This is a genomic window from Chryseobacterium sp. Leaf394 (assembly GCF_001424105.1).
GTDB lineage: Bacteria > Bacteroidota > Bacteroidia > Flavobacteriales > Weeksellaceae > Chryseobacterium.
Genome location: NZ_LMQH01000011.1, coordinates 1,768,541 through 1,791,171, shown reverse-complemented (window position 1 = coordinate 1,791,171; position 22,631 = coordinate 1,768,541). Strand labels below are relative to the sequence as shown.

The 22,631-nt window shown below is 38.1% G+C and carries 20 protein-coding genes; 3 read left to right on the top strand and 17 right to left on the bottom strand.

Annotated elements, in window-relative coordinates:
- Position 1: 1 nt before the first annotated feature.
- The 6 genes from ASG21_RS12830 to ASG21_RS12805 are packed head-to-tail and all read right to left on the bottom strand — an operon-like array spanning position 2 to position 5,050.
- On the bottom strand, positions 2-1,459 hold the full coding sequence (locus tag ASG21_RS12830; protein WP_056080697.1) for a PP2C family serine/threonine-protein phosphatase: 1,458 nt from the start codon (positions 1,457-1,459) through the stop codon (positions 2-4).
- A 1-nt stretch (position 1,460) separates the two neighbouring features.
- Positions 1,461-2,504 (bottom strand): TerY-C metal binding domain-containing protein, encoded by a 1,044-nt coding sequence (locus ASG21_RS12825; protein WP_056080694.1) that lies wholly within the window; start codon positions 2,502-2,504, stop codon positions 1,461-1,463.
- A 10-nt stretch (positions 2,505-2,514) separates the two neighbouring features.
- Positions 2,515-3,153: a VWA domain-containing protein gene (locus ASG21_RS12820; RefSeq protein ID WP_056080691.1), complete on the bottom strand. Its 639-nt coding sequence runs from the start codon at positions 3,151-3,153 to the stop codon at positions 2,515-2,517.
- A 2-nt stretch (positions 3,154-3,155) separates the two neighbouring features.
- Positions 3,156-3,794, bottom strand: a complete 639-nt coding sequence (locus ASG21_RS12815) for a VWA domain-containing protein (RefSeq protein ID WP_056080688.1) — start codon at positions 3,792-3,794, stop codon at positions 3,156-3,158.
- 6 nt (positions 3,795-3,800) lie between these two features.
- Entirely contained in the window at positions 3,801-4,472 is a 672-nt protein-coding gene (locus tag ASG21_RS12810) for a TerD family protein (RefSeq protein WP_056080685.1), read from the bottom strand.
- Between the two features lie 5 nt (positions 4,473-4,477).
- Positions 4,478-5,050: a TerD family protein gene (locus tag ASG21_RS12805; RefSeq protein WP_056080682.1), complete on the bottom strand. Its 573-nt coding sequence runs from the start codon at positions 5,048-5,050 to the stop codon at positions 4,478-4,480.
- A gap of 236 nt (positions 5,051-5,286) precedes the next feature.
- On the opposite strand from ASG21_RS12805, the gene ASG21_RS12800 reads away from it, so the two are divergent.
- A complete protein-coding gene (locus ASG21_RS12800) occupies positions 5,287-6,078 on the top strand; it encodes a class I SAM-dependent methyltransferase (RefSeq protein ID WP_056080679.1) in 792 nt (263 codons plus the stop codon).
- A 50-nt stretch (positions 6,079-6,128) separates the two neighbouring features.
- On the opposite strand, the gene ASG21_RS12795 is transcribed toward ASG21_RS12800, so the two are convergent.
- From ASG21_RS12795 to ASG21_RS12785, 3 genes are all read right to left on the bottom strand, one after another.
- Positions 6,129-6,392 carry a YtxH domain-containing protein gene (locus tag ASG21_RS12795; protein ID WP_056080674.1) on the bottom strand — a complete coding sequence of 88 codons (264 nt, stop codon included), beginning with the start codon at positions 6,390-6,392 and terminating at the stop codon, positions 6,129-6,131.
- A 245-nt stretch (positions 6,393-6,637) separates the two neighbouring features.
- Entirely contained in the window at positions 6,638-7,480 is an 843-nt protein-coding gene (locus ASG21_RS12790; RefSeq protein WP_056080673.1) for an isoaspartyl peptidase/L-asparaginase, read from the bottom strand.
- A 256-nt stretch (positions 7,481-7,736) separates the two neighbouring features.
- On the bottom strand, positions 7,737-8,621 hold the full coding sequence (locus tag ASG21_RS12785; protein WP_056080671.1) for a cyanophycinase: 885 nt from the start codon (positions 8,619-8,621) through the stop codon (positions 7,737-7,739).
- Positions 8,622-8,816: 195 nt separating this feature from the next.
- Here ASG21_RS12785 and cphA point away from each other — a divergent pair, with 195 nt between their 5' ends.
- The gene (gene cphA, locus ASG21_RS12780) at positions 8,817-11,447 is read left to right on the top strand and encodes a cyanophycin synthetase (protein ID WP_056080669.1); all 2,631 of its coding nucleotides are present in this window, start codon (positions 8,817-8,819) and stop codon (positions 11,445-11,447) included.
- Between the two features lie 56 nt (positions 11,448-11,503).
- Here the strand turns inward: cphA and ASG21_RS12775 are convergent, their stop codons facing one another.
- The 8 genes from ASG21_RS12775 to ASG21_RS12740 all read right to left on the bottom strand — a co-directional run bounded on the left by ASG21_RS12775 (position 11,504) and on the right by ASG21_RS12740 (position 20,381).
- Positions 11,504-12,688 (bottom strand): hypothetical protein, encoded by a 1,185-nt coding sequence (locus tag ASG21_RS12775; protein WP_056080667.1) that lies wholly within the window; start codon positions 12,686-12,688, stop codon positions 11,504-11,506.
- Positions 12,689-12,745: 57 nt separating this feature from the next.
- Positions 12,746-13,573: a GMP synthase gene (locus ASG21_RS12770; protein ID WP_056080666.1), complete on the bottom strand. Its 828-nt coding sequence runs from the start codon at positions 13,571-13,573 to the stop codon at positions 12,746-12,748.
- A gap of 32 nt (positions 13,574-13,605) precedes the next feature.
- Positions 13,606-14,724 carry a carboxylate-amine ligase gene (locus ASG21_RS12765; protein WP_056080663.1) on the bottom strand — a complete coding sequence of 373 codons (1,119 nt, stop codon included), beginning with the start codon at positions 14,722-14,724 and terminating at the stop codon, positions 13,606-13,608.
- Positions 14,725-14,746: 22 nt separating this feature from the next.
- Complete coding sequence (locus ASG21_RS12760; RefSeq protein ID WP_056080660.1) at positions 14,747-15,700, bottom strand: glutathione synthase; 954 nt, start codon at positions 15,698-15,700, stop codon at positions 14,747-14,749.
- A gap of 46 nt (positions 15,701-15,746) precedes the next feature.
- Positions 15,747-16,460 (bottom strand): alpha/beta hydrolase-fold protein, encoded by a 714-nt coding sequence (locus ASG21_RS12755; protein WP_056080658.1) that lies wholly within the window; start codon positions 16,458-16,460, stop codon positions 15,747-15,749.
- Positions 16,461-16,490: 30 nt separating this feature from the next.
- Complete coding sequence (locus tag ASG21_RS12750) at positions 16,491-17,702, bottom strand: ATP-grasp domain-containing protein (protein WP_056080654.1); 1,212 nt, start codon at positions 17,700-17,702, stop codon at positions 16,491-16,493.
- Positions 17,703-17,842: 140 nt separating this feature from the next.
- On the bottom strand, positions 17,843-19,258 hold the full coding sequence (locus tag ASG21_RS12745) for a leucyl aminopeptidase family protein (RefSeq protein WP_056080652.1): 1,416 nt from the start codon (positions 19,256-19,258) through the stop codon (positions 17,843-17,845).
- 13 nt (positions 19,259-19,271) lie between these two features.
- Positions 19,272-20,381 (bottom strand): alpha/beta hydrolase-fold protein, encoded by a 1,110-nt coding sequence (locus tag ASG21_RS12740; protein WP_056080648.1) that lies wholly within the window; start codon positions 20,379-20,381, stop codon positions 19,272-19,274.
- A gap of 295 nt (positions 20,382-20,676) precedes the next feature.
- On the opposite strand from ASG21_RS12740, the gene glgB reads away from it, so the two are divergent.
- Positions 20,677-22,629 (top strand): 1,4-alpha-glucan branching protein GlgB, encoded by a 1,953-nt coding sequence (glgB, locus tag ASG21_RS12735; protein WP_056080645.1) that lies wholly within the window; start codon positions 20,677-20,679, stop codon positions 22,627-22,629.
- The last annotated feature ends 2 nt before the right edge of the window (positions 22,630-22,631 follow it).

Below are 22,631 nucleotides of genomic sequence, written 5' to 3'. Positions count from 1 at the left end.
TTTAATAAATTACGGCTAAAGTCCTGTCGTCGTGATTGCCTTTACTCCAAAAATCCATCCAGGCTGACAGCTGGTTTTCAATATCTGAATCATCCACGAAATCAACTTTGGTCTCGTCCTCATTTTCACCATTTAAATCTCGTAAAAAATTCTTCCAGGTTTCCAGATTTTCCAGTTTGCTTTCTACAACAAATTTTGGATCGTAAATGCCGTCTGTCATTAATAAAAGTTTAGAAAAATCTTTAAAACAGTTGATTTTAAAGCGGTTAACCATATCAGTTTTACCGAAAATTTCCGGCATTGTAATGAAACGCGTTGCGCCACTGCTTTCGCCAACATCCAGAAAATTCAGAAGTTTTACACTGGAATTTTCTTTGTCCAAAACATTGATAGGGCAGTCTCCAACACCAAAACTTAAAACAACATATCCAAAATCAAATTTTTTCACCAAAGTGAAAATCAACGTTGTATGAAAATCTTTTAATGATGCATTTTCTTCAGTTGCCAGTTGAGAAAGCCCGCTGTGAAGATTTTTTACATTGTGATAAAGAGAATTGATGATAAGACTTTTGCTTTTTATTTTTTCATCGCCTGCAGGATTTGAACTTAAAGAATTTTCAGAATTATTTGAGTCTTCGTCGATTATTTCAGTTTCTTCATTTAAATTTTCCTTGGTTTCTTTGGAAAAATAAACAGTGACAGCATCTGATAATTTATTTAAAAGAGATTCATCGTCAAAAGTTTTAACAATAAATTCTGTTGCAAACTGAGATCCTGCACGCGCAAATCTTGCCGAACCTGCGCCATCTGCTACAGCTACAATTGCCCAATCATCTGGTAAGTTTTTCATTAAAAAATCATCATCGCGGAAAGTACCTTCATGAGCATGTGACCTACCTCTTTTAGAAGCGATAACAATTTTTTTATCTAAAAATTCCGACTTAAAAGTAACATTATCTTCTTTCGGAAATCTGCTGTCTTTAGGGCTGGGTTTGTTAAGCCATAAATCCTTTGGATCGGCGTTTACAATAAAGGGAATTATTTTAATATCTTCCTGTAAATTTTCATCATTTTTATTAAAGAAAACAATTTCAATTTGAGTTGTATTTGCCTGTGTTGGAATACCGTGAATAGAAATGTTTTCGGCATCAAACTGCAATCCCACAGCGTCCAGATTTTTGATTTCCTTAATGATAATGGAGGGATATTTTGAAAGGTCAAATGTGAAATTATATTCCTTTTTTACATTGGCATTTGGAATCGTGATATAACTTTCCCTGAATTCTTCTCTGTCTCTGTGCATCGTGAAAATTTGTAATATTTGTGACTTCAGGTCTTTGATGGTTTTCGATAATTCGTATATTTTGGCATTATCGGTAAGCTTTTCAACAGTGATGTCCACTATTTTGTTGCTGTCAATTTGATTTTCTTTTAAGACGTCCTGCAATAAACTTTTCATATTAACCTAAAGTTCTGTTGATGTCAAACCCACCTTTTGCAGCTCCATATTGACCTGCATTTCCGCACCATGGGCATTTTGCAACGCCGTCACCTTCGATGCAGTGAATACCTCCACAAATACAGGTTGCCAGTGCAAAACTGTTTCCACAAGACGGGCAACTCGGATTTCCATAGATTTCCTCACTTGAAATTTTGTTGGTGCTGGAACCTCCTTCCGAATATTCTCTGTAAGAATTTTCATCAATTTTGTAAGCGCCTTCAATTTTATAAAAACGAGTATCAAAGCCTGGAACGCGTGATTCCTGAAGTGATTTTTTAAATTTTAATAAATAAAGTCTGTCATTCGTGGAACATTTTCCATTCAAAACAACAAAATTATTGTCGGGTACAGAATAGTTTTTACTCAAATCAATCTTCTCAATAATCTCAGGATTGGATTTGCTTAAATTAATTCCATCCCCATTATTGTTGTTGATATTTTCGCTTGTAGCTCTGATTGATGCAGTCACCCATTTGAAAAATTCTTTATAGGAATTGCTGTCTGTATTGTTAAACATCAAAACCTGTTCAGATAATTTACCTAGCAGATTTACATTCGTATTATCGCCAATCGAAACGATAATTAAATTTGATTTCGTACGGTAATCGGTATTCCATTTCTCAATCGCTCTTGAAGTATCATCAGTTGGAATTCCGTCGGTGAATAAGAATATGACAGGTTTCCAGTCTCCTTTTCGTTCGTAAGTGGTTTTTACAACGTCTCTGTCGATGGAATTCATCAGTTCTTCCAGCCCTTTTGAAAGAGAAGTTCCGCTTCCGATAGGTATTTTTGGAGGATAAAATGTGATGACGTCCTGCAAAGGGGTGATGATTTTGCTTTTTCCTGCAAAACCAATGATCGAAACCCAAACGGTTTCCAGTGCATAAGGATCTGTTTTTAATTCTTTGATGATGGATGCAATTCCTTCCTGAACTTGCTCAATAGGTTCTCCCACCATCGATTCTGATACATCGATGAGGAAATAAATTGGTAGTCTTCTCATAATTTGGTCTTTAAACTATAATATTCAATTCACTTGGTGGTGGTGGCAAAGTCATGCTTTCTCCGGTTCCCTGCGTTTTGCTTCCCATTTCGATGGACGAACTTACCCATTGGAAAAAGTTTGTTAGCGTGCTGGAATCTGTGGTATCAAGCTTCACAACGTTGTCCGTAAGTTCCTGAAGAAAACTGACTTCCGCTTTCGGACCTGCGGCACAGCCTACGATAACTCCAAAATCTAAACTTTTGATTAAAGGAGTCATCTCTTTGTATTTCTGCAAATCTGAAGGTTTACCATCTGTAAAAATAAAAAGCAGAGGTTTCCAGTCGCCCTTTCGGTCAGCTGATCCTTTTATAACTTCTTTTTTCACCAGGTGATATACCATTTCCAAAGCCTGTCCAGTGTGGGTAGGCCCGCTTTCCGGACAGGTAATTTCTACAGGATGAAAACTTGCCAGATCAACAAGCGGAATCAGATTGGTCACCTCCCGGTCATACGTAATCACGCTGATGTGCAAAGAATCCATAGCCTGCGGATCTGATCTGAGCATGCTTACCAAACCATTGAAACCGTTGTTCAAGGCAGCGATGGGCTCACCTCTCATCGATCCGGAAGTGTCCAGTAAAAAATAGGCTAATAATCGTCTGTTCATAATTATGCAACGATTACCAACTCAGACGGTGGAGGAGGAAGCTGATCTAATCCTGTTACTTCTTTTCCGGATTCTTCCACTTTGGTAGAAGTTGTAGAAATAGAATCTGTTACCCATTGGAAAAATTTGCTGATACTTGCAGAATCCGCATTGTCCAGTCTGATCACAGACTCGGTAATTTGTTTCACAATTTTATCATCAGCACCGCTCCCGACGGCGCAACCTACGATTAAACCTTTGTTTACAGCTTTCAATTTAGAAAATCCACTTTGCCAGTCGTCTGTTGGTATACCGTCGGTCATGATGAAAGTCATCGGTTTCCAGTCACCTTTTTGTTCGAGGGTGGTTCTGGTAATTTCAGTGCTTAATTTGTCGGCTAATAATCCTAAAGCTGCACCCATTGAAGTGGTACCGGAAGCTTTGATGTCCACCATTTGGAATGAAGCCAAATCGGTAAGAGGTACAATTTGTTTAGCCTCGCTGTCAAATGTAATGATGCTTACATAGGCAGTTTCAATAGCCTGAGGATTCTGACGTAGCGAATGCAGCATCATCTGAACTCCATTTTTTACAGCTTCAATCGGTTCGCCGGTCATTGAACCTGAAGTGTCTAGTAATAAATAAACGGGTAATCTTCTCATTATAGATTATTTGTAGGCGTATTTTGCTAATATATCTACGAAATTATCGGTTTGTCCAGGCTCACCAAGAGCTCGGAATTTCCAGTCGCCGTTATGTCTATAAGCTTCAGCAAAAACCATGGAACACATTCCGTTCATTGATGCGTCGCCGGAAAGACTGTATTTTGTAATTTCTTTTCCACGGGCGTCGACAGCTCTAATGAAGGCATTATCTACCATCCCGAAGTGCTGGTTGTTCTGTCTTCCCTGATAAATAGTAACTACAAATAGTATTTTCTGATATTTCTGATCCAGTTTATCCAGCTGTACAATGATCTGTTCGTCATCACCGTCTCCTGCACCTGTTCTGTTATCTCCTGTCAGCCAAATGTTTCCGCTTGGATGTCTCATGGAGTTGAAATAAATAACATCACCGCCGTACAAAGCAACATTTCTTCCGCCAACAGCTGCTGTTCTCCCGAGGTCAGCCACTTTTCCGTTACTGTCGAGAAGAAAAGCTACAGCATCCAGATCATATTCTTCCTCTTTCCCGCCAAATATTTTTCCGAAAAAACCACTTTGTTTCTGACGGACGTCCCATCCCAAACCAATGGTTACCTGTGATAAATCGTAAACACTTTCTCCACGGTCATTTTTTCTTAAATCGATCGTCTGACCTTTTTGTAAATTGATTGCCATATTTATTATTTGATAATTTGTCCGCTGTAATATTTTGAAAGGAAAAACGCTAAATCTTCACGATATCCGATTCCAGATGCCTCAAATTTCCACTGATCGTTTCTTTTGTAAAGTCTTCCGAATTCCACAGCTGTTTCAATAGAGAAATCTTCTCCCAACTCATATTTTGCCACTTCCTGACCGTTGCTGTCATCTACGATTCTGATGTATGAATTTCTTACCTGTCCGTAATTCTGTTTTCGATCGATGGCATCATGAATGGTTACAACGATTAGAATTTCATTAATTCTGGGGTCCACTTTAGATAAATCAACTTCGATGCTTTCATCATCGCCGTCTGCACTGTTCCCGCCGGTAGGGTCGTCGCCGGTGTGTCTCAAAGCGCCGTCTGGGGAATCTGTATTTCCATAAAAAATAAAAAACGGTTCGCTCGGGATCTGTCTTCTCTCATCAATCATAAAAGCTGAAGCATCCAGATCGAAATCATGGGCTGTTCCTTCACTCGGATCCCATCCTAAACCGATTGTCATTTTGCTGAGTCCAATGTCAATTTTCTGACCTTTCTGTAAATTAATCATATTTATCTGTAAGTATTAAGTATCATTTTTAAATTTAATTTCATCAGATATTTTTGAAAATTAAATATTTATAAATATAATTTTTTTTATCAAATGAGAGGGAAAAATGCGAAAGAATTATTTAATTATTCCTGAAATTAATATTTCGATAAACTTACTTTAATAAATTCGAAATTTTTCGTTCAGCAAATCACACAAATTCCTCAAAAAAATTATATTTACAGAAAATATAAACGATGGACAACTATTTAGACATCAACAAAAATTCCTGGAATGCAAGGGTAGAGCCGCATTTAGGATCAGATTTTTATTTCGTGGATGAGTTTTTAAAAGGAAGAAATTCCCTTAATTCAATCGAATTGGATTTGCTGGGAGATGTAAAAGGAAAAAGTATTCTGCATTTGCAGTGTCATTTCGGGCAGGATTCTATTTCACTTTCCAGAATGGGTGCAAAAGTTACCGGAATTGATTTATCGGATAAAGCGATTGATGCCGCGAGAGAATTGGCTGGAAAATGCATAACTGATACAAAGTTTATCTGTACCGACATTTACAATTTACCCAATGTTTTAAATGAAAAATTCGACATCGTTTTTACAAGTTACGGAACCATTGGCTGGCTGCCGGATCTGGAACGGTGGGCAAATGTTGTCAGCCATTTTGTGAAACCAGATGGCTATTTTATTATGGCAGAATTTCATCCGGTGGTATGGATGTACGATGATGATTTTGAAGGTGTTGCCTACAATTATTTTAATGAAAAACCGATTGTTGAAACTTCGGAGGGAACATACGCCGATCAGTCCGCCAACATCGTTCAGGATTATGTTTCATGGAATCATCCTTTGTCTGATGTGCTACAAAATTTGATGGATAAAGATTTAATCCTGGAAAATTTCAGGGAATTTGACTGGTCGCCGTACGCGTGTTTCAGACACGTGGAAGAATTTGAAAAAGGGAAGTGGCGGATCACAAAGTTTGGGAATAAAATTCCGTTAGTCTATGCCATAAAAGCAAAGAAAAGGTAAGCTGTTAAAAACTTACCTTTTCTCCCGTATATATGAATGTTAACTAATTACTAGTTTTGAGTTACTTTCTGCTCAACTGTTGACTTTGCTTCGTCAAATTTACCCTGAGCCTGCGATGCAACATCGTTTGCTTTTTCTTTAAGATCATTTGCTTTATCCTTCAGATCATTTCCCCATTTGTTGATATTATCTTTGGCGTTGTTGATCTTATCTTTTACTGCCTGTTTTTCTTCAGGTGTTGCTTTATTGTATCTCCAATATGCCAATGCACCTAAACCTACCAATGCCAATAATCCTTTTGTCTTATTTCCCATAATTTCTATTTTTTAATTTGTAATTAATTGATATGATGAAATATGTAAAATCTATGCCAAAGAATTTTTAAGACAATTAAAGTTTTGTTAAAATTTTTCTATGATTTTATTATGTTGAAGCGCATCGGATTGCCGGCAGCTATATTTCCCGCAGATTTGCACAGATTTTAAAACGCAGATTTTTTATTCTCTTTGTCTTAAATTATTAAAAATTGCAGACAATCAAAAAAAAGTTGTGGTACAGACTATTCAAAAACCTCAAAACTTTCTCCATCAAAACTCGCAAAAACCATTTTAGGATAAGAATCCTGATGAAAAATATTTCCGTCTCTATCAATTGCAATGGCTCCGGCGAAACCGTCAATTGTTTTCAGTTCAGTAAAGGTTTTATTGAACGCTTCCTGCAATGTCATCCCGTCTGTAACTCTTGTCACAATCTTCGCGGAAGTGGCATTGCTTACAATATCTTCGCCCACTCCGGTACAGCTGACAGCGCAAAATTCATTGGCATAATTTCCGGCAACAGTGGCAGAATCTGAAATTCTTCCAGGGATTTCAAAGCCTTTTCCTCCGGTTGAAGTGGCCACAGCCAGTTTTCCATTTTTGTCTATGGCAACGCAGCCTACAGTTCCTTTTCCGCCGTTTGCAAGTTTAGCTTCGTATTCCTTTCTTCTTTGTGGAATTTCAGTGGAAAAATCATCAAATCCATGTTCATTCGCATAGTTTTTCGCACCACTTCCGCCTAAAACTCTGTCGTCTTCTTTCATCAGTTCTTTCGCAACGAAAATCGGGTTTTTTACATCCTGAATATTGATGACACCGCTCATTTTCTGCGTTTCGCCATCCATCAGGGCAGCACTCATTCTGATGATTCCGTCACTCTGAATTTGAGAGCCAATTCCGGCGTTAAAAAGTTCGTCATCTTCGAGAAGAGAAACTGCGTAAGCCACAGTGTCCACCGCCGAATTTTTAAGTAAATATTGATAAGCCTTTTCAGCAATGCTTTTTAAGGAATTCTGTTTTGCAGCTTTTACTTCGTTACTTTGGTCGCTTTCAGAGAAAAAACCTCCGTGAATGATGATTTTCATAACAATATATAAATTTTTTGGATTTTAGTCTGAGATTTTTTATTTGGGCAGCTGTTTCCGTCCTCCGTTCCCGCTTTTTTGTTATTGCGTTCGGTTGGGTTTCTGAATTGAACTTTTACAGAAACGCAATAACAAAAAGAGCTCCACTCAGGCCGGGCTGCGAGCGATTCGCCGAATAAATAGCAGAGTTAATAAGTATATTAATAATCACAGATTATTGCTGACTACCCATTGCTCATTACCTATTGCTCATAAATTACGTTTGCGGAATAGGATTAAACTGAGAATTCTCAATCGTCATTTCCTTTGTCGTAAGATTATAGTGGTCATTCATCGACATCACATGAACCGTCAGATTTTCGATTGAAATAGGTTCTCCTAGGTTGATATTAGTTAAATTGGTATCTTTTATAAATCGGCCGTCTACTAAAATTACAAGTCCGGATCCCACAGCTGTCATCACGTCGTTGTGAATAAAAAGTCCAGTGTCTTCACCCAAACCGATCCCCAAAGTTCTCGGATTGTTGACTACGGCCTGAAAAAGCCGTCCGATTCTGCCTCTCTGAACAAAATGGGTGTCAACAATCACATTGTCGATTAAGCCTAAGCCTTGGGTTGTTTTAATTTCACCTTTCAGCAAAGCTTCAGAACTGCTTCCCTGATAAATCATGTTTTCAGAAGCCGCCGCAGCACCTGCCGAAGTTCCGGAATAGATAAAATCCTGCTCCTGATATTTCAGTAAAATAGTATCATGAAATCTTGTTCCGCCAAGAATTGAAGTCAGTCTAAGCTGATCTCCACCTGTAAACATTACCACGTCGGCAGCGTTTGCTCTGGCTACCAATGCATCCGAGTTTGCTTCTTCACGGTTGTGAATGTCTAAAATATTTACATTTTTTGCACCGAGATATTCGAACGCTTTTTTGTACTCTGCACCTACGATTTTTGGAATCTGTGAAGCGGTCGTAATGACTTCGATCACAGAATTTTCCTTGTGTTTGGATTCTGTAATGATTTTTCTTAAAATTCCTCTTTCAAAAAAATTAAGGTTTTTTTCAACATTCTGGTCGTACTCCGTTTCTGCGAAACTGCCTTTATTTACAGCTCCTCCGATAATAATTAGTTTTCCCACAGGTTTCATAGTTTGCAAAATTAAAAAAATTTGGTGGGTTAATAAAATGTAAACCTACATTTAACGAATTGATTTCCATTGGAGATTGCTCACCGATTTTAAAAAGACATTAAGAAATATTTAATTTGATTTTGCATTCTTTTAATGTTTTGCATTATCTTTGAGTGTAAAACGAAAAATTGACAATTAATTCTACATCATTATATGAACATTGAAAAAATACAGGCGCTAAGAGGTCCAAACATTTGGAGCATAAGAAGAAAAAAGCTTATCCAGATGAGATTGGATCTTCAGGAAATGGAAAATTATCCTACCAATAAGATTGATGGATTCAGAGAGCGTATCGAGAAATTGCTGCCTTCACTTTTATCTCACCGGTGTTCTGAAGGCGTAGAAGGCGGTTTTTTTCACAGAGTACAGGAAGGAACCTGGTTGGGTCATGTTATCGAACATATCGCACTCGAAATTCAGACTTTAGCAGGTATGGATGTTGGTTTTGGAAGAACCAGAGAAACCAGAACGCCCGGAGTTTACAATGTAGTTTTTAATTATCTCGAAGAGAACGCAGGAATTTTTGCAGCAGAAGAGTCTGTAAAAATCGTGGAAGCACTCGTTGAAGGAAGAGAGTATGATATTGCAGGATGCATTCAGAAACTGAAGGAAATCCGTGAAAAGGTACGTCTAGGTCCTTCCACAGGAAGTATTGTAGAAGAAGCGGTTTCAAGAAAAATTCCATGGATCAGATTGGGTACAAATTCTTTGGTTCAGTTAGGATATGGTGTAAATCAGCAGCGGTTTCAGGCAACGATTACCGGAAATACAAGCTGTATTGGTGTAGACATTGCCTGTAATAAAGATCTGACCAAGAGAATGCTTCACGACGCCGCAATTCCGGTGCCGATCGGCGAACTGATCGTTGATGAAGAAGGATTGGATGAGGTGGTAAGAAAAATCGGTTATCCTATCGTAATCAAACCTTTGGATGGAAATCACGGTAAAGGCTCTTCAATTAATGTCAATGATTGGGAAGCTGCCAAAATCGGTTTGGAACACGCCCAGACCTATTCAAAAAAAGTAATTGTTGAAAAATATATTACCGGATATGATTTCAGAGTTTTGGTAATCAACAACAAAATGATTGCTGCGGCAAGAAGAGTTCCCGCTCACGTGATTGGTGACGGAGAATTAAATCTTCAGCAACTGATTGATAAGGAAAATGAGGATCCGAGAAGAGGCTACGGTCACGAAAATGTACTGACTGAAATCACAGTGGACAAAGATACGACCGAGCTTTTAGATAAACTCAATTATACTTTAGATACAGTTCCTCAAAAAGGTGAAGTGGTTTACCTTAAATCAACTGCCAATCTTTCAACCGGCGGAACCTCTATTGATGTTACCGATATGGTGCATCCGGAAAATATAACCATGGCTGAAAGAATTTCGAAAATCATAGGTCTTGATGTTTGCGGAATTGATATTATGGCTGAAAACCTTACCCAACCTTTGAAGGAAAGTGGTGCTGCTATCATTGAAGTAAACGCTGCTCCGGGCTTCAGAATGCACCTTGCACCGAGCGAAGGTTTGCCGAGAAACGTTGCTGCGCCAGTGGTTGATATGCTTTATCCTCCAGGAAAACCATTTACCATTCCAATTATTGCCGTAACAGGAACCAACGGGAAAACTACAACCACCAGATTGATTTCTCATATTGTAAAAAATAACGGTTACAGAGTAGGATTTACCACATCGGACGGTATTTACATTCAAAATACGATGCTGACGAAAGGCGATACTACAGGTCCGATTTCCGCAGAATTTATCTTAAAAGATCCAACGGTAGAATTTGCTGTTCTTGAAACTGCCAGAGGCGGAATTTTAAGATCAGGTTTAGGTTTTTCCAACTGTGATATTGGGGTTTTAACCAACATTAAGGAAGATCATTTAGGCATCAACGATATTCATAATCTTAAAGATCTTACGAAAGTAAAACGCGTGATTCTCGACAGTGTAAAGAAGAACGGTTGGAGCGTCATGAATGCCGACGACGAATATTCTATGAGAATCATCAACGATCTCGACAGCAATATTGCACTTTTCAGTATGGACGAAAACAATCCGTTCATTAAAAAATATGCGAAGGAAGGAAAAACGACCTGCGTTTATGAAGAAGGCTTCGTTACCATCAAAAAAGGCGACTGGAAAATCAGGATTGGTAAAGCTAAAGATTTCCCGATTACGATGGAAGGTAAAGCTAAATTTATGATTGAAAACGTACTTGCTGCGAGTTTGGCGTGCTATCTCTACGGATTTGCGATTGAAGATATTTCCAATTCCCTCAGAACTTTTATTCCAAGTGCTCAGCTTACTCCGGGAAGACTGAATGTATTTAATTTTAAAAACTTTAAGGTCTTAATCGATTTTGCACACAACCCGGCGGGTTACGAGGCGATTGAAGATTACCTTAAAAATGTCGAAGCTACCAAGAAAATAGGAATTATTTCAGGAGTTGGCGACAGGAGAGATGCAGATATCAAGCTTTGCGGAAAAATTGCCGGCAGAATGTTTGACCACATCATCATCCGCAACGAAAAACATCTGCGTGGCCGAACTGAAGAGGAAATCAACAATTTAATCATTGAAGGAATGCAGGAATCGGGCAGAGATGTGAGTTATGAAACGATTCCAAAAGAAATTGAGGCTTTGAAACATGCGATGGGAATGGCTGAAGACGGCACATTCATCACAGCTTTGAGCGACGTTATTTCTAATGCAATTGATCTTGTACAGGAATATCAGGCGAGAGAATTGCTTGAAGAAAATAAAGGACTTTAATTTAGATTAAAGTTTATAAAAAAATCGGGTGAGCCAGTGGTTCACCCGATTTTTATTTATTCCTCGCCAAAAAACGCATGTGAACTGCCAATCCAGATGGCGTCTTTTTTATTGAAATCTACATTCACCATTTCTGCTTTGGTCATTCTTACAAGGTACTGAACCAAAACCGGACGCTCATCATCTTCCTGCCAAACATACAAAAGCCGGATTTCAGCACGTGAAAAATCTCCGTTGATATCTTCAAAAACCGGAGCGTATTCTACTTTTCTCTGTAAAATATAGTTTTCCTTATCTTCGATTTTATCTGTAATTTCCGTTGTTGGATAAAGATTGACACCGCTTCCTGCAAAGGAGAAAAGTGGTTTCAAAACAAAATCATTCAGATTTTCATCCTCAGGAAATTCATTTAAAAAATAACTCTTCGGAACAAATTTATGCTTTAATAAAGGCAAAAGATATTTTGAAATCTTAAAAAACCAGTTGGGATGCGTCACCCAGGTTACATCAACCTCTTCTCTGAAATCAAATTCAGTTTTCAGATCCGGAATTCTGTCGAGTTCGTCAAAAATGACGCGGTTGTAAATTCTTTTGATTTCTGTCAACTGACCGTCGTTATCATAAAAAAGTTTTTTGCCTTCTTTTTTAATTTTGGTTAGACAAACTGTTTTTATTCCCAGAAAATTTTCTGTCAGCCTAAAATCAACTTCTGTTTTCTGTCTTTCGGGATAAATTTCGAGTAAAATTACATTTTCAGGATTTTCGTTTCCTACAATCAGGTTTTTCATCTGCGACAAAAATTCTTCATCGCTCATCTTACTTTTCAGATCATTGAGAAAAGGGTAGACTTCACAGAATGCTTCCTCATACACCTTTTGAAAAGCATACAGAGATGGAAATGCCTGAAGCTCAATCAGCTGAGGTTCAACTTCACCATCTGAATTTTTACAGATTCCGAAATCGATGGTGAAAAAATGAGGTTTTAAAGTATCATTCGGAACTTTACAGTTTTCAGGAATGGCTTTCTGTAGAGCTTCCGGAGACATGGCGATAATTTGGTCTAAAATACTTTCGCTGGCGTCTGTAAGTTTTGTTTTGAAATCTGCAGTCAGAAAAATCGGACTTTCAGAAAGTTTAAATCCTGTTTTAATTCCGCTTTTTTCTGCTAAGATGGAATTTATTTTTAAATACTTCTCCTCAGAGAATTCTGAATTAAATTTTTGTCTGTATTTTGGAATCATCCCTGATTTTTTTTAAAATTAAAAAATCGGGCGTTTTGCCCGATTCATGCTGTATTTCTAAACAGTTTCCGGCTGTAGAATTTTTTGTTTTGCATCTTCCAGAAACCTTGGCAGAATCTGTGCCTGAGTCAGTTTTATTTTATCCTCATCGTCCATTCTGTCCAGCGTTTCAAGATATTTTTCGATGCCGTAATTTTCAATCATCGCCAGTTTGTTCTCTTCATCTTTCAGATTTTCAAGCATTCCTTCAGGATTGGCTTCAGGATGAAACTGTGTCCCGAAAATCTCCTCTGAAAAGCGAATTGCCATTACAGCTCTTTCCAGATTGATGTGCGGACGGAACTTTTCCAGCGCCATGATTTTCATTCCCAACTCATCAAATCTTTGCTGATTAGGTTCTATAAATTGGTATGCTCTGGAATCCACTGCATAGAAAGGATCCGGTAGATTTTTAAGTAAAAAATCATGCTCTCCTTCCTCAGATTTGTGAACTGGCATTACACCAAACGAGTATGATTTTCTCTCACAAATATTCCCAAGTTCCCAATGAATGCTCGCAATCTGAAACGAATGACAGATTAAAAACATATATTTTTTATCTGCTGAATTTTGATTGTGATTAAAAACCCCATCTAAAAGATTGGCGAATTTTTCTTCCCATTCATGACCTTCTCTGTGCGGATTACCGGGACCTCCGGAGGAAATGAAAATATCGAAATCTTCCAGTTTAGGCATCTCGTTCAGATGTCTTATATCAAAAGTGGTAATGCTTATTTGTTCTTCAGAATTTGCTTTAAAACTTTCAGAAATCTCACGGATGTTCTTAAAACCCTGATTTTTCTTGTTGTTATTCATATCCAGCAGCGCAATTCTTATCTCTTTCATAACTTCATAATTTGAACAAAGTTATAAAATTTTTATAAAGCAGCCTCGCTGTGGGTAATACCAAATTCTGTTTCAGATATCATGTAATCAACTACTTTCTTCAAATCTCCGGTTTCCTGAAGTACTTTCAGCTGGCGGTCTGCACCGGTTCCGTTTTCAATAATCTGCCATGCATATTCTACTTCTTTTCGGCAACCTAATTCATCCACAACATCGTCAATAAACTCCAGAAGTTCTTTCAAAAGATCACGGTATGGAACAGATTCTTCCTTTCCGAAGTCAATTAGATGGGCATCAATTCCGTCTTTGGAAGCACGCCATTTGTTTTCATTTAAAAGTAATCTTCTGTAGCTTCTGAAACTTAAATTCTGCTGATGAAGTTTATAGATTTTTGCCACGAGACACTGCATAATTGCCGCAAGACAGACGGTCTCGTCTATTCTCATCGGCATATCGCAAATTCTGAACTCAATAGTCGGGTAAAAAGGATGCACACGGAGATCCCACCATATTTTTTTGGCATTGTCAATCGTTCCGGTTTTTACCAGAAGATCAACGTAGCTGTCAAATTCAGAAAGTGAATTAAAATAACTTGGAATTCCCGTTCTCGGAAACTTTACAAAAATTTCCTGTCTGTAAGATTTAAATCCGGTATTTCTCCCAATCCAGAAAGGTGAATTGGTGGATAAAGCATAAACGTGGGGCAGAAAATAACGCATTACATTCTGTATTCTTACGCCCTCCTCACGGTTGGGAATTCCGATGTGTACGTGCAGACCAAAGATGAGGTTTCCTCTTGCCACGTCGCCCATATCGTCAACGATCTTATTGTAACGCTCGCCATTGGTAATGGTGTTATGCTCCCAGTTTGAAAAAGGATGTGTTCCTCCTCCCGAGACACGGAGTCCCTGCTCGTGGGCTGTTGCAATAAGGTGTTTACGGAGGTTCGTGAGCTCTTCTCTTGCCTGCTGTATATTCTGGCAGATTCCTGTCTCCATTTCAATCATGGATTCGTGCATTTCATGTTTTAAATTTTCACTTAAAACTGCCTTGCCGCCCTCAATAATTTTGGATACGTGAGAAATAAGATCTCTGCTTTCTACGTCTATGATTTGATATTCCTCTTCAATTCCTATGGTGAATGTGTGCATACTTTGTGTTTTTTCAGGTTAGTTATTTCGCAGAGTCCTTCACAAAAGTTCCCCATGAAATATTTGCTTTTCCGGGAACATATTCTTTGGCTTTTTCAATCGCAAATTTTGCTGCATTCTCCACAATCCATTTGAAGTTTTCTTCTCCAACTGAATTTTTGTCAGCATCCGGTGCAGGGTTACAGAAATCAATAGCATAAGGAATTCCGTCTCTCACTGCAAATTCTACAGTGTTGAAATCGTAACCTAAAGCTTCATTCATTTTAATAGTGTAATCGTGAATCGTTTTCAAAAGCTTTTTAAGTTTTGCCCCTGAAGTCTGATGAGTGGTTGCATATCTTAAATGATGCTCATTTCTTGGCTCGTAAGGCATGATGTGTACGTGCTTTTTACCAAGACAGTATACTCTGTAGTAATCGTCAAATACAATTTCTTCCTGTACCATCATCACCAGTTGCTCAGTTTCTGATAATTTATCCCAAAGATCTTCCGGACTTTCAACTCTGTACACGCTTTTCCATCCGCCACCGTCGTGAGGTTTCATGTAGGCAGGAAATCCTACGTAATCAAAAATATAATCCCAGTCATGAGGAAATTTCAGGTTTCTGAATGAAGTTTCAGAAGTGTTGCTCGGTCTTTCATGAGAAGGAAGCAAAACCGTTTTAGGAAGCGGAATACCCAATTTTGACATCAGTGCATTGTTGAAAAACTTTTCGTCAGCGCTCCACCAGAAAGGATTGTTCATTACATACGTTCCGTTTAGAGCTGCGTTTTTCAGATAAGCTCTGTAGAAAGGAACATCCTGAGAAATTCTGTCGATGATAACAGCGTATCCGTAATCGACGCCCTGCTCAAGCTTATCGATCATTACGGGTTCTGCAACGATGTCTCCTTTTCCCAATTCGTTTACCTTATCGATGAATGCCCACGGAAATGTGTCTTCCATACCGAAAAGAATTCCTACTTTTTTTGCCATAATAATAGTTTTAATGAGTGTTTATTGTTTAGATTTAAATTAAATTTTAAGAGAAGAAACGCCCTATAAATGTAGGGAAAACCATTCGCCAAAGCGGCCAGTCGTGATTGATCCATTTTCTTTCATCATACCAGAAATCGATGCCTTTTGAACTTAATATTTCTGCCATTTCTATGTTTTTGTCTTTGCAAATGTCTTCATCTGAAGTGCTTAAGACAATGTGCATGTGTTTGTATTTCCAAGCTTCATCTGTGCGGACAAATTCTCTAGGACAGTTGTAGAATACCAAATCATCACTGTATCCGTCCATAAAGTTTCTGATGCTGAAAGCTCCTGACAGACAGAAAAGATGCGAAACCAGATCCGGAAATCTGAATGCAAAATTAGCGGCGTGATAACCTCCAAAACTTGCTCCGGCAACGGCTACACGATGCGTTTGATGAATTTTCTGAACATAAGGCACAAATTCTTTTAAAAGAAACTGTACATACAATTCGTAATTTTTGATTCTCTGGCGTGGCGAAATATTGTTGTCATAAAAACTCCACCCGTCAATGGTCTGGATGTTATAAAGTTTTACTTTTCCCTGTTCTATAAACCAGTTAATACTTCCGTTAAGATGGAAATCATGGTTTTGAGTGTATTGCCCCTGTGATGTGGGAAACATAATGATTGGGTAACCAAAATGTCCTGTAATTTCTAATTTAAGGCTTGTTCCTAATATATGTGAATAGTAATCTGTATGCGTGATTTGCGGCATAAGTTTTAATGTTTGAAAATTAAATAAAATCTAAGAAGTCGGTTTGTCTTTTGGCGGAATAATACTCAGCATATCTTCGTGAATCTTCACTGCCGTTTCGTCCAGCCTCGTCTGTACAAGATCAGATTTTGAAGACTTGTAAACAATACCGATGTGATAATCTATTGGTAAAAATTTCACGGTTTCTTCCGACTCGAAATATTTGTAATCCGGATGTTTTTCTTTGATTAATGCGATGATGAGGCCGGCGTAATATCCTGTAGGTTTTGAAATGGAATAATCTAAACCTTTCAAAAGTGCATCTTCAATCTTTGCCCATTCTCTCCAGATATTGATTCCGCTGGATGCTTCCACAAGATCAGGAATGTGTGCTCCGCCAACACGTGATGAGGTTTCAAGAAAATACCACTTTCCATCCTCTTTTCCACGGATAAATTCTGTATGCGTTGCCCCGTTTTGAAGTCCGAAATTGGAAAGAACCTGTACATTGGCTTTCTCCAGAGCTTTAAACTCTGCAGTAGAACGTCCTAAAGTACGCGTTCTGAAGACTCCGCCTTCATGCGAAACCTGCATTGGTGGGGCCAGATATTTGGATGATGATGTAAAAATAGTTTTGGCATTGAAGGTAAGGCTGTCTACGTGATAAACATCACCAGGCTTAAAGCTCTCCAAAAGGAAAAGATGCCTCTCGTCGCCTAAATTTTCGAGAGCCTGCCAGAGTTCTTCTTGAGATTTCAATTTTTTTATTCCACTTGCTGAAGCTTCAGATCTTGGTTTTAAAACCCATGGGGCAGGAACATTCTTAGCAAATTCAGCGACTTCAGCATCATTGAAAACAGCAGTGAACTCGGGAACATTGATCCCTGAATTTTTTGCCTTTTGTCTCATCGCAAGTTTATCTCTGAAATAGCGGTGCGTGGTCTGTCCCATTCCGGGAATTCTGAAGGTTTCACGTACCAAGGCAGCTTTTTCAACATCGTAATCATCGAGAGCAATTACTGCATCTACTTTTCGGGTTTTCATTAGGTGAGAAAATCCCTGTACCAAATGCTCGAGATCCCAGACCGAAGGCTTAATTTCGGGCATATAGAAAACTTCGTTTATCGCATGCCAGGGCCAGTTTTTTTCTTTGAGATTTTCTGAGGTAATGAGGATGACCCTGTTTCCAAGATTCTGCATCTCCTCCATAAAATCATAGCCTTTGTAGTAACAGGAAATACAAACAATAGTTTTCTGCTCCATATAGTGTTTTTGAGTTTTAGGTTAATTATTAAAAGCAAAACCAAATAATTATTCAGGATGTTTTAATAAAAATCCCCAACTGATATGATTTTGTAAATTTCTTATCAAGTATAGGGATATTTTTTCTAAAAAACTAATTTTTAGTGATAATTTTCAATTAATTGGGCTAATAACTGAACACCATATCCAGTTGCTGCCTTTTCTTTTGAATATCCCGTATTTCCAAAGGCTACGCCGGCAATATCCAGATGAGCCCAATTGGGATGACCTTCAATAAATTCTTCCAGAAATTTTGCGGCAACAATACAGTCTCCGATGGGCTTCATTGAAATGTTTTTCACATCAGCAACATCAGATTTGAAATCATCTTTCCATACATCCCATAGTGGTAAATTCCAAAGCCTCTGGTTGGTCTGATCACCGGTTTTCAGAAGTAAATCCTTTAATCTATCATTGTTTGAAAACATCGCTCCACAGGTATCTCCAAACATTCTCACGCTGCTTCCGGTAAGCGTCGCAAGGTCAATCAGCACATCAGTTTTATAATTTTTTGCGAGGTAGGAGAGTGAATCAGCCAGAATCATCCTGCCTTCCGCATCTGTATTGAGAACTTCGATTGTTTTTCCGTTGTAGGCTTTGATGACATCACTTGGTAAATAGGCATTTTCAGATACAGCGTTATCCGTGATTGGCAAAACAGCAATGATGTTAACAGGAATTTCTTTTTCTGCGGCGTAAATCAATGCTCCGATAACGGCTGTAGCGCCACCCATATCAGATTTCATATAATGCATGTTATCTGAAGCTTTAATTGAAATTCCGCCCGTATCAAAGGTTACACATTTGCCGACAAGACCGATGGTTTTGGCATTTTTCACCTTAGTTTTATATTCTAAAATGGTAAACGCAGCGTCCTGCTCACTTCCCTGGTTGACTGCCAGATATGCTCCCAGACCAAGCTCTTCGCATTTCTTTCTGTTAAAAACGGTGTATTTAAAATCATATTTTTTAGAAAGATCTTTTAAAGAAGAACTTAAAATGTCTGTTTTTTTATGATTGGCCGGTTTATTTAACCATTCCATACAGGCGAACTGGCCTTCGCAGAGGGCATTTGTATTCTTTTTGATCTGATCCAGTTTCTTCTGACTGAAGTTTTCAAAATGAATCTCAGTGCTTTCATTCCAAAACGTGTGAGATTTGTCGAAATTATAGGTGTACGTACCTAAGTAAAGCCCTTTGAAAAACTCTTCAAATTGTTTTTCAGTGATACTTTCGCAAATAATCTGTGTGGGAACAGGCTGTATTTTCTCTTTTTGAGTCTGAGAAAATTTTTGTCCGACCTGTTGGAATTCAAAATTGGCTGAATCCGTCTTGCCCAAACCGATGAAAAAAATAATGCTCTCATCATCAGTCTGAATGTGAACTTCATTCTTTTTCCCTGAAAACAGCAGACTGATATTTTTATTAAAATTTTTTGAGCTCTCCTGCCACTGATCTTCATTGAATAGCTGAAGAATCTGTGTGTATTTTTTATTTTTTTTGTTAATCAGTTTCATTTTATTTAGATTTTTAATCCTGATGTGGAGTTACTTCCACCGGATTTTCTGTATTGTTGTAAAATAACCATTCTATCGCACGCGGAAATTCCTGCGACCAGTAAAATTCTTTGTGCTCGCCGTCCGGATTGATGTTGGTTTTAAATTCAAAGTCAAAAAGATTTTTCTTCTCCCAAAGTTTCAGATACTGCTCAAAAACATTGATTCTGTTGACCATTTTTGAACCTTCTTTTTCGCCGCCGTACAGATAAATTTTAGTTTTAAAAGGAACCCTGAAATTCATCATCGGAAAATTATTATTAGGTTCAATCCAAAGACTTGGAGAAAAGATCAAAAGTTTGGAGTAAACTTCGGGATACAGAAACCCACTGTAAATACTGATGAGTCCGCCCAGTGAACTTCCGCCGATTCCTGTATTGTCACGGTCTTTTTTTGTGCGGTAATGAGCATCGACATAAGGTTTTAAGGTGTCGGTTATAAAACGGATGTATTTTTTCCCTTCCGAGCCATTGGCAACACTGTCATTATCAAAAATATATTCTTTGATGCGGTCTTCACTGCCATGTTCAATGGCAACAACAATCACATCGCCTCTGCCGTATTCCGAGAGTACAGAAAGTTTTTTGTCGATTTCCCAGTTTCCGTAGGCACTCCCTTCGTTAAAGAGATTTTGGGCATCCTGAAGGTAGAGTACAGGGTAGCTTTTTTCTGTAGAATAATAGTCGTGCGGAAGCAAAGCCCAGACTTTTCGGTGTCTGTCGAGCTGTGGGATGTAAAATTCTTCAGAGATGATTTCGGCAATGGGATAAAGTTCTTTTTTAAAAGGTCCCCAGTTGTAACGCCACTTGCTTACCACGTCTTCACTGTTTTGTCTGCTTTTTTCAATTCTCCGGTTTGGAGTGATGTTGGCGTATTCGTCCAGTTCCACATTTTCCCATCCGCCTTTTGTAAATTTGTATTCTATAATGTCGGGTAAAAGACTGTCGTTAATCTCTATTGTTGAATGCTGTGGCTCTTTTTTCCAAAGCCTGAATTTTGGATCTTTAGGATTCCAGCTGTTGAAGTTACCAGTAATGTAAATCGGTCTGTCATCATTTTCCTGTGTCTTTAAATTAAATATCATGTACGTTCTGAAATATTTTTTGTTTGTTTAAATTTATAAAAACTTTTTTTAAACTAAATTATGTTCAGCGTATTTTCAATATTAAAAATCGCAACCGTTTCTTTTAACGGAGATTAAACATTTCTCAGCCTTATTTAAATTAAAAATTAATTAAAATCAATATTAAAATTTTGTTACAACTGTGTTTTGCATAATAAAATTTTATATATTTACGTAAATCCCAAAAATTAGTTGATATGGGGTATAACTCTTGCAATAGAGTTTTACAACTCAGTTCAGGAGAAAAACATAAACGATGAAGTCTGTACAAAACTATTCACTTTTTACCGAGCATGATATTTATCTTTTTAAAGAAGGTAAACACTATAAACTGTATGATAAATTCGGCGCTCATTCAGTAAATAAAGATGGCGTGGAAGGCGTTTATTTTTCAGTTTGGGCTCCTTTTGCTGCCAAAGTTTCAGTAATTGGTAATTTTAGTAACTGGAATCCCGCTCAGGCCGTCCTTTCGCCAAGATGGGATGAATCCGGTATTTGGGAAGGGTTTATTCCTGATTTGCCGTGGGGAACTCTTTATAAATACGCCATTGAAACTAAAGAAGGGGAAATTTTGGAGAAAAGCGATCCTTACGCACTCAGCTGGGAACAGAATCTTCAGGCTGCATCGCTTATTTCTACAACTTATTACGACTGGGATGATACAGACTGGATGCAGAACCGCTGGAAAAACAACAGCCTTAATGCTCCTCTTTCCGTCTACGAAATGCACATCGGTTCGTGGCTTCGTGACGGAGAAAATCCAAAACAGTTTTTAAACTACAGGGATATTGCCCAAAAATTAGTTCCATATATCCTTGAAATGGGTTTTACCCACGTAGAATTTATGCCCGTGATGGAATATCCTTATGATCCAAGCTGGGGCTATCAGATTACAGGATTTTTTGCTGCAACATCACGTTTTGGCTCTCCGCAGGATCTGATGTTTTTAATCAATGAACTTCACAAAAATAATATTGGTGTCATCCTCGATTGGGTTCCGTCCCATTTTCCCGGCGATGCCAATGGTTTGCACAAATTCGACGGCTCTTACTTGTATGAACACGAAGACCCAAGGAAGGGATTTCATCCGGACTGGAAATCCTATATTTTTAATTACGGACGAAATGAAGTTAAATCTTTTCTGATTTCCAATGCCATGTTTTGGCTCGACCGTTATCATGCTGACGGATTGCGTGTAGATGCTGTAACATCGATGCTTCATCTCGATTATTCAAGAAATGAAGGCGAATGGGAACCCAATATTTATGGAACTAATGTAAATCTTGAAGCTAAAACTTTCCTGCAGGAGTTTAATACTGCTGTTTATAAGGAATTTGGTGATTCAATCATAACCATTGCTGAAGAAAGTTCAGATTTTCCGATGCTGACGAAGCCTGTACACGATGGTGGAGTAGGTTTTGGAATGAAATGGATGATGGGCTGGATGCATGACACGCTGAAATATTTTAAAGAAGATCCTATCAACCGGAAACATTTACATCACAAACTGACTTTTGCTTCGATGTACATGTACAACGAAAATTATATGATGCCTTTGTCCCACGACGAAGTGGTACATGGTAAGGCCAGTCTTATTTATAAAATGTTTGGCGATGAATGGCAAAAATTTGCCAATCTCAGAGCTTTGTATGTCTACATGTTTACACATCCAGGAGCAAAATTACTCTTCATGGGCGATGAATTCGGGCAGACGAGCGAGTGGAATTTTAAACAGAGTTTAGACTGGCATCTTCTGGAATATCCTGTGCATGCCGGTTTGAAGGAAGCTGTAAAAGATTTGAATCATCTTTACAAAAATGAAACGGCACTTTATGAAAATCAATTTAATCCTTATGGTTTTGAATGGGTGGAAGCCGATGATACCGATAATTCTGTTCTGATTTATTTACGGAAGGGCAAAAAAGAGGATGATATTTTAATGACAATTCTGAATCTTACACCAAGAGTTATTGATTATAAAGTTGGAGTAGATAAAAATTCAAAATGGGAAGTTATTTTTAATTCTGACGATGAAAAATATGGAGGAAGCGGCGTGATCGCCAATATCTTCAGTGAAGATCAGGAAGAATGGAAAAATAAAACAAACACAATAAGCATCAATCTTCCGGCACTTTCGGGAGTGGTTTTGAGACAATCTAAAATAACTGTTCCGAAAAAAACTAAATCTAAACTAAAAAACAAAAAATAATA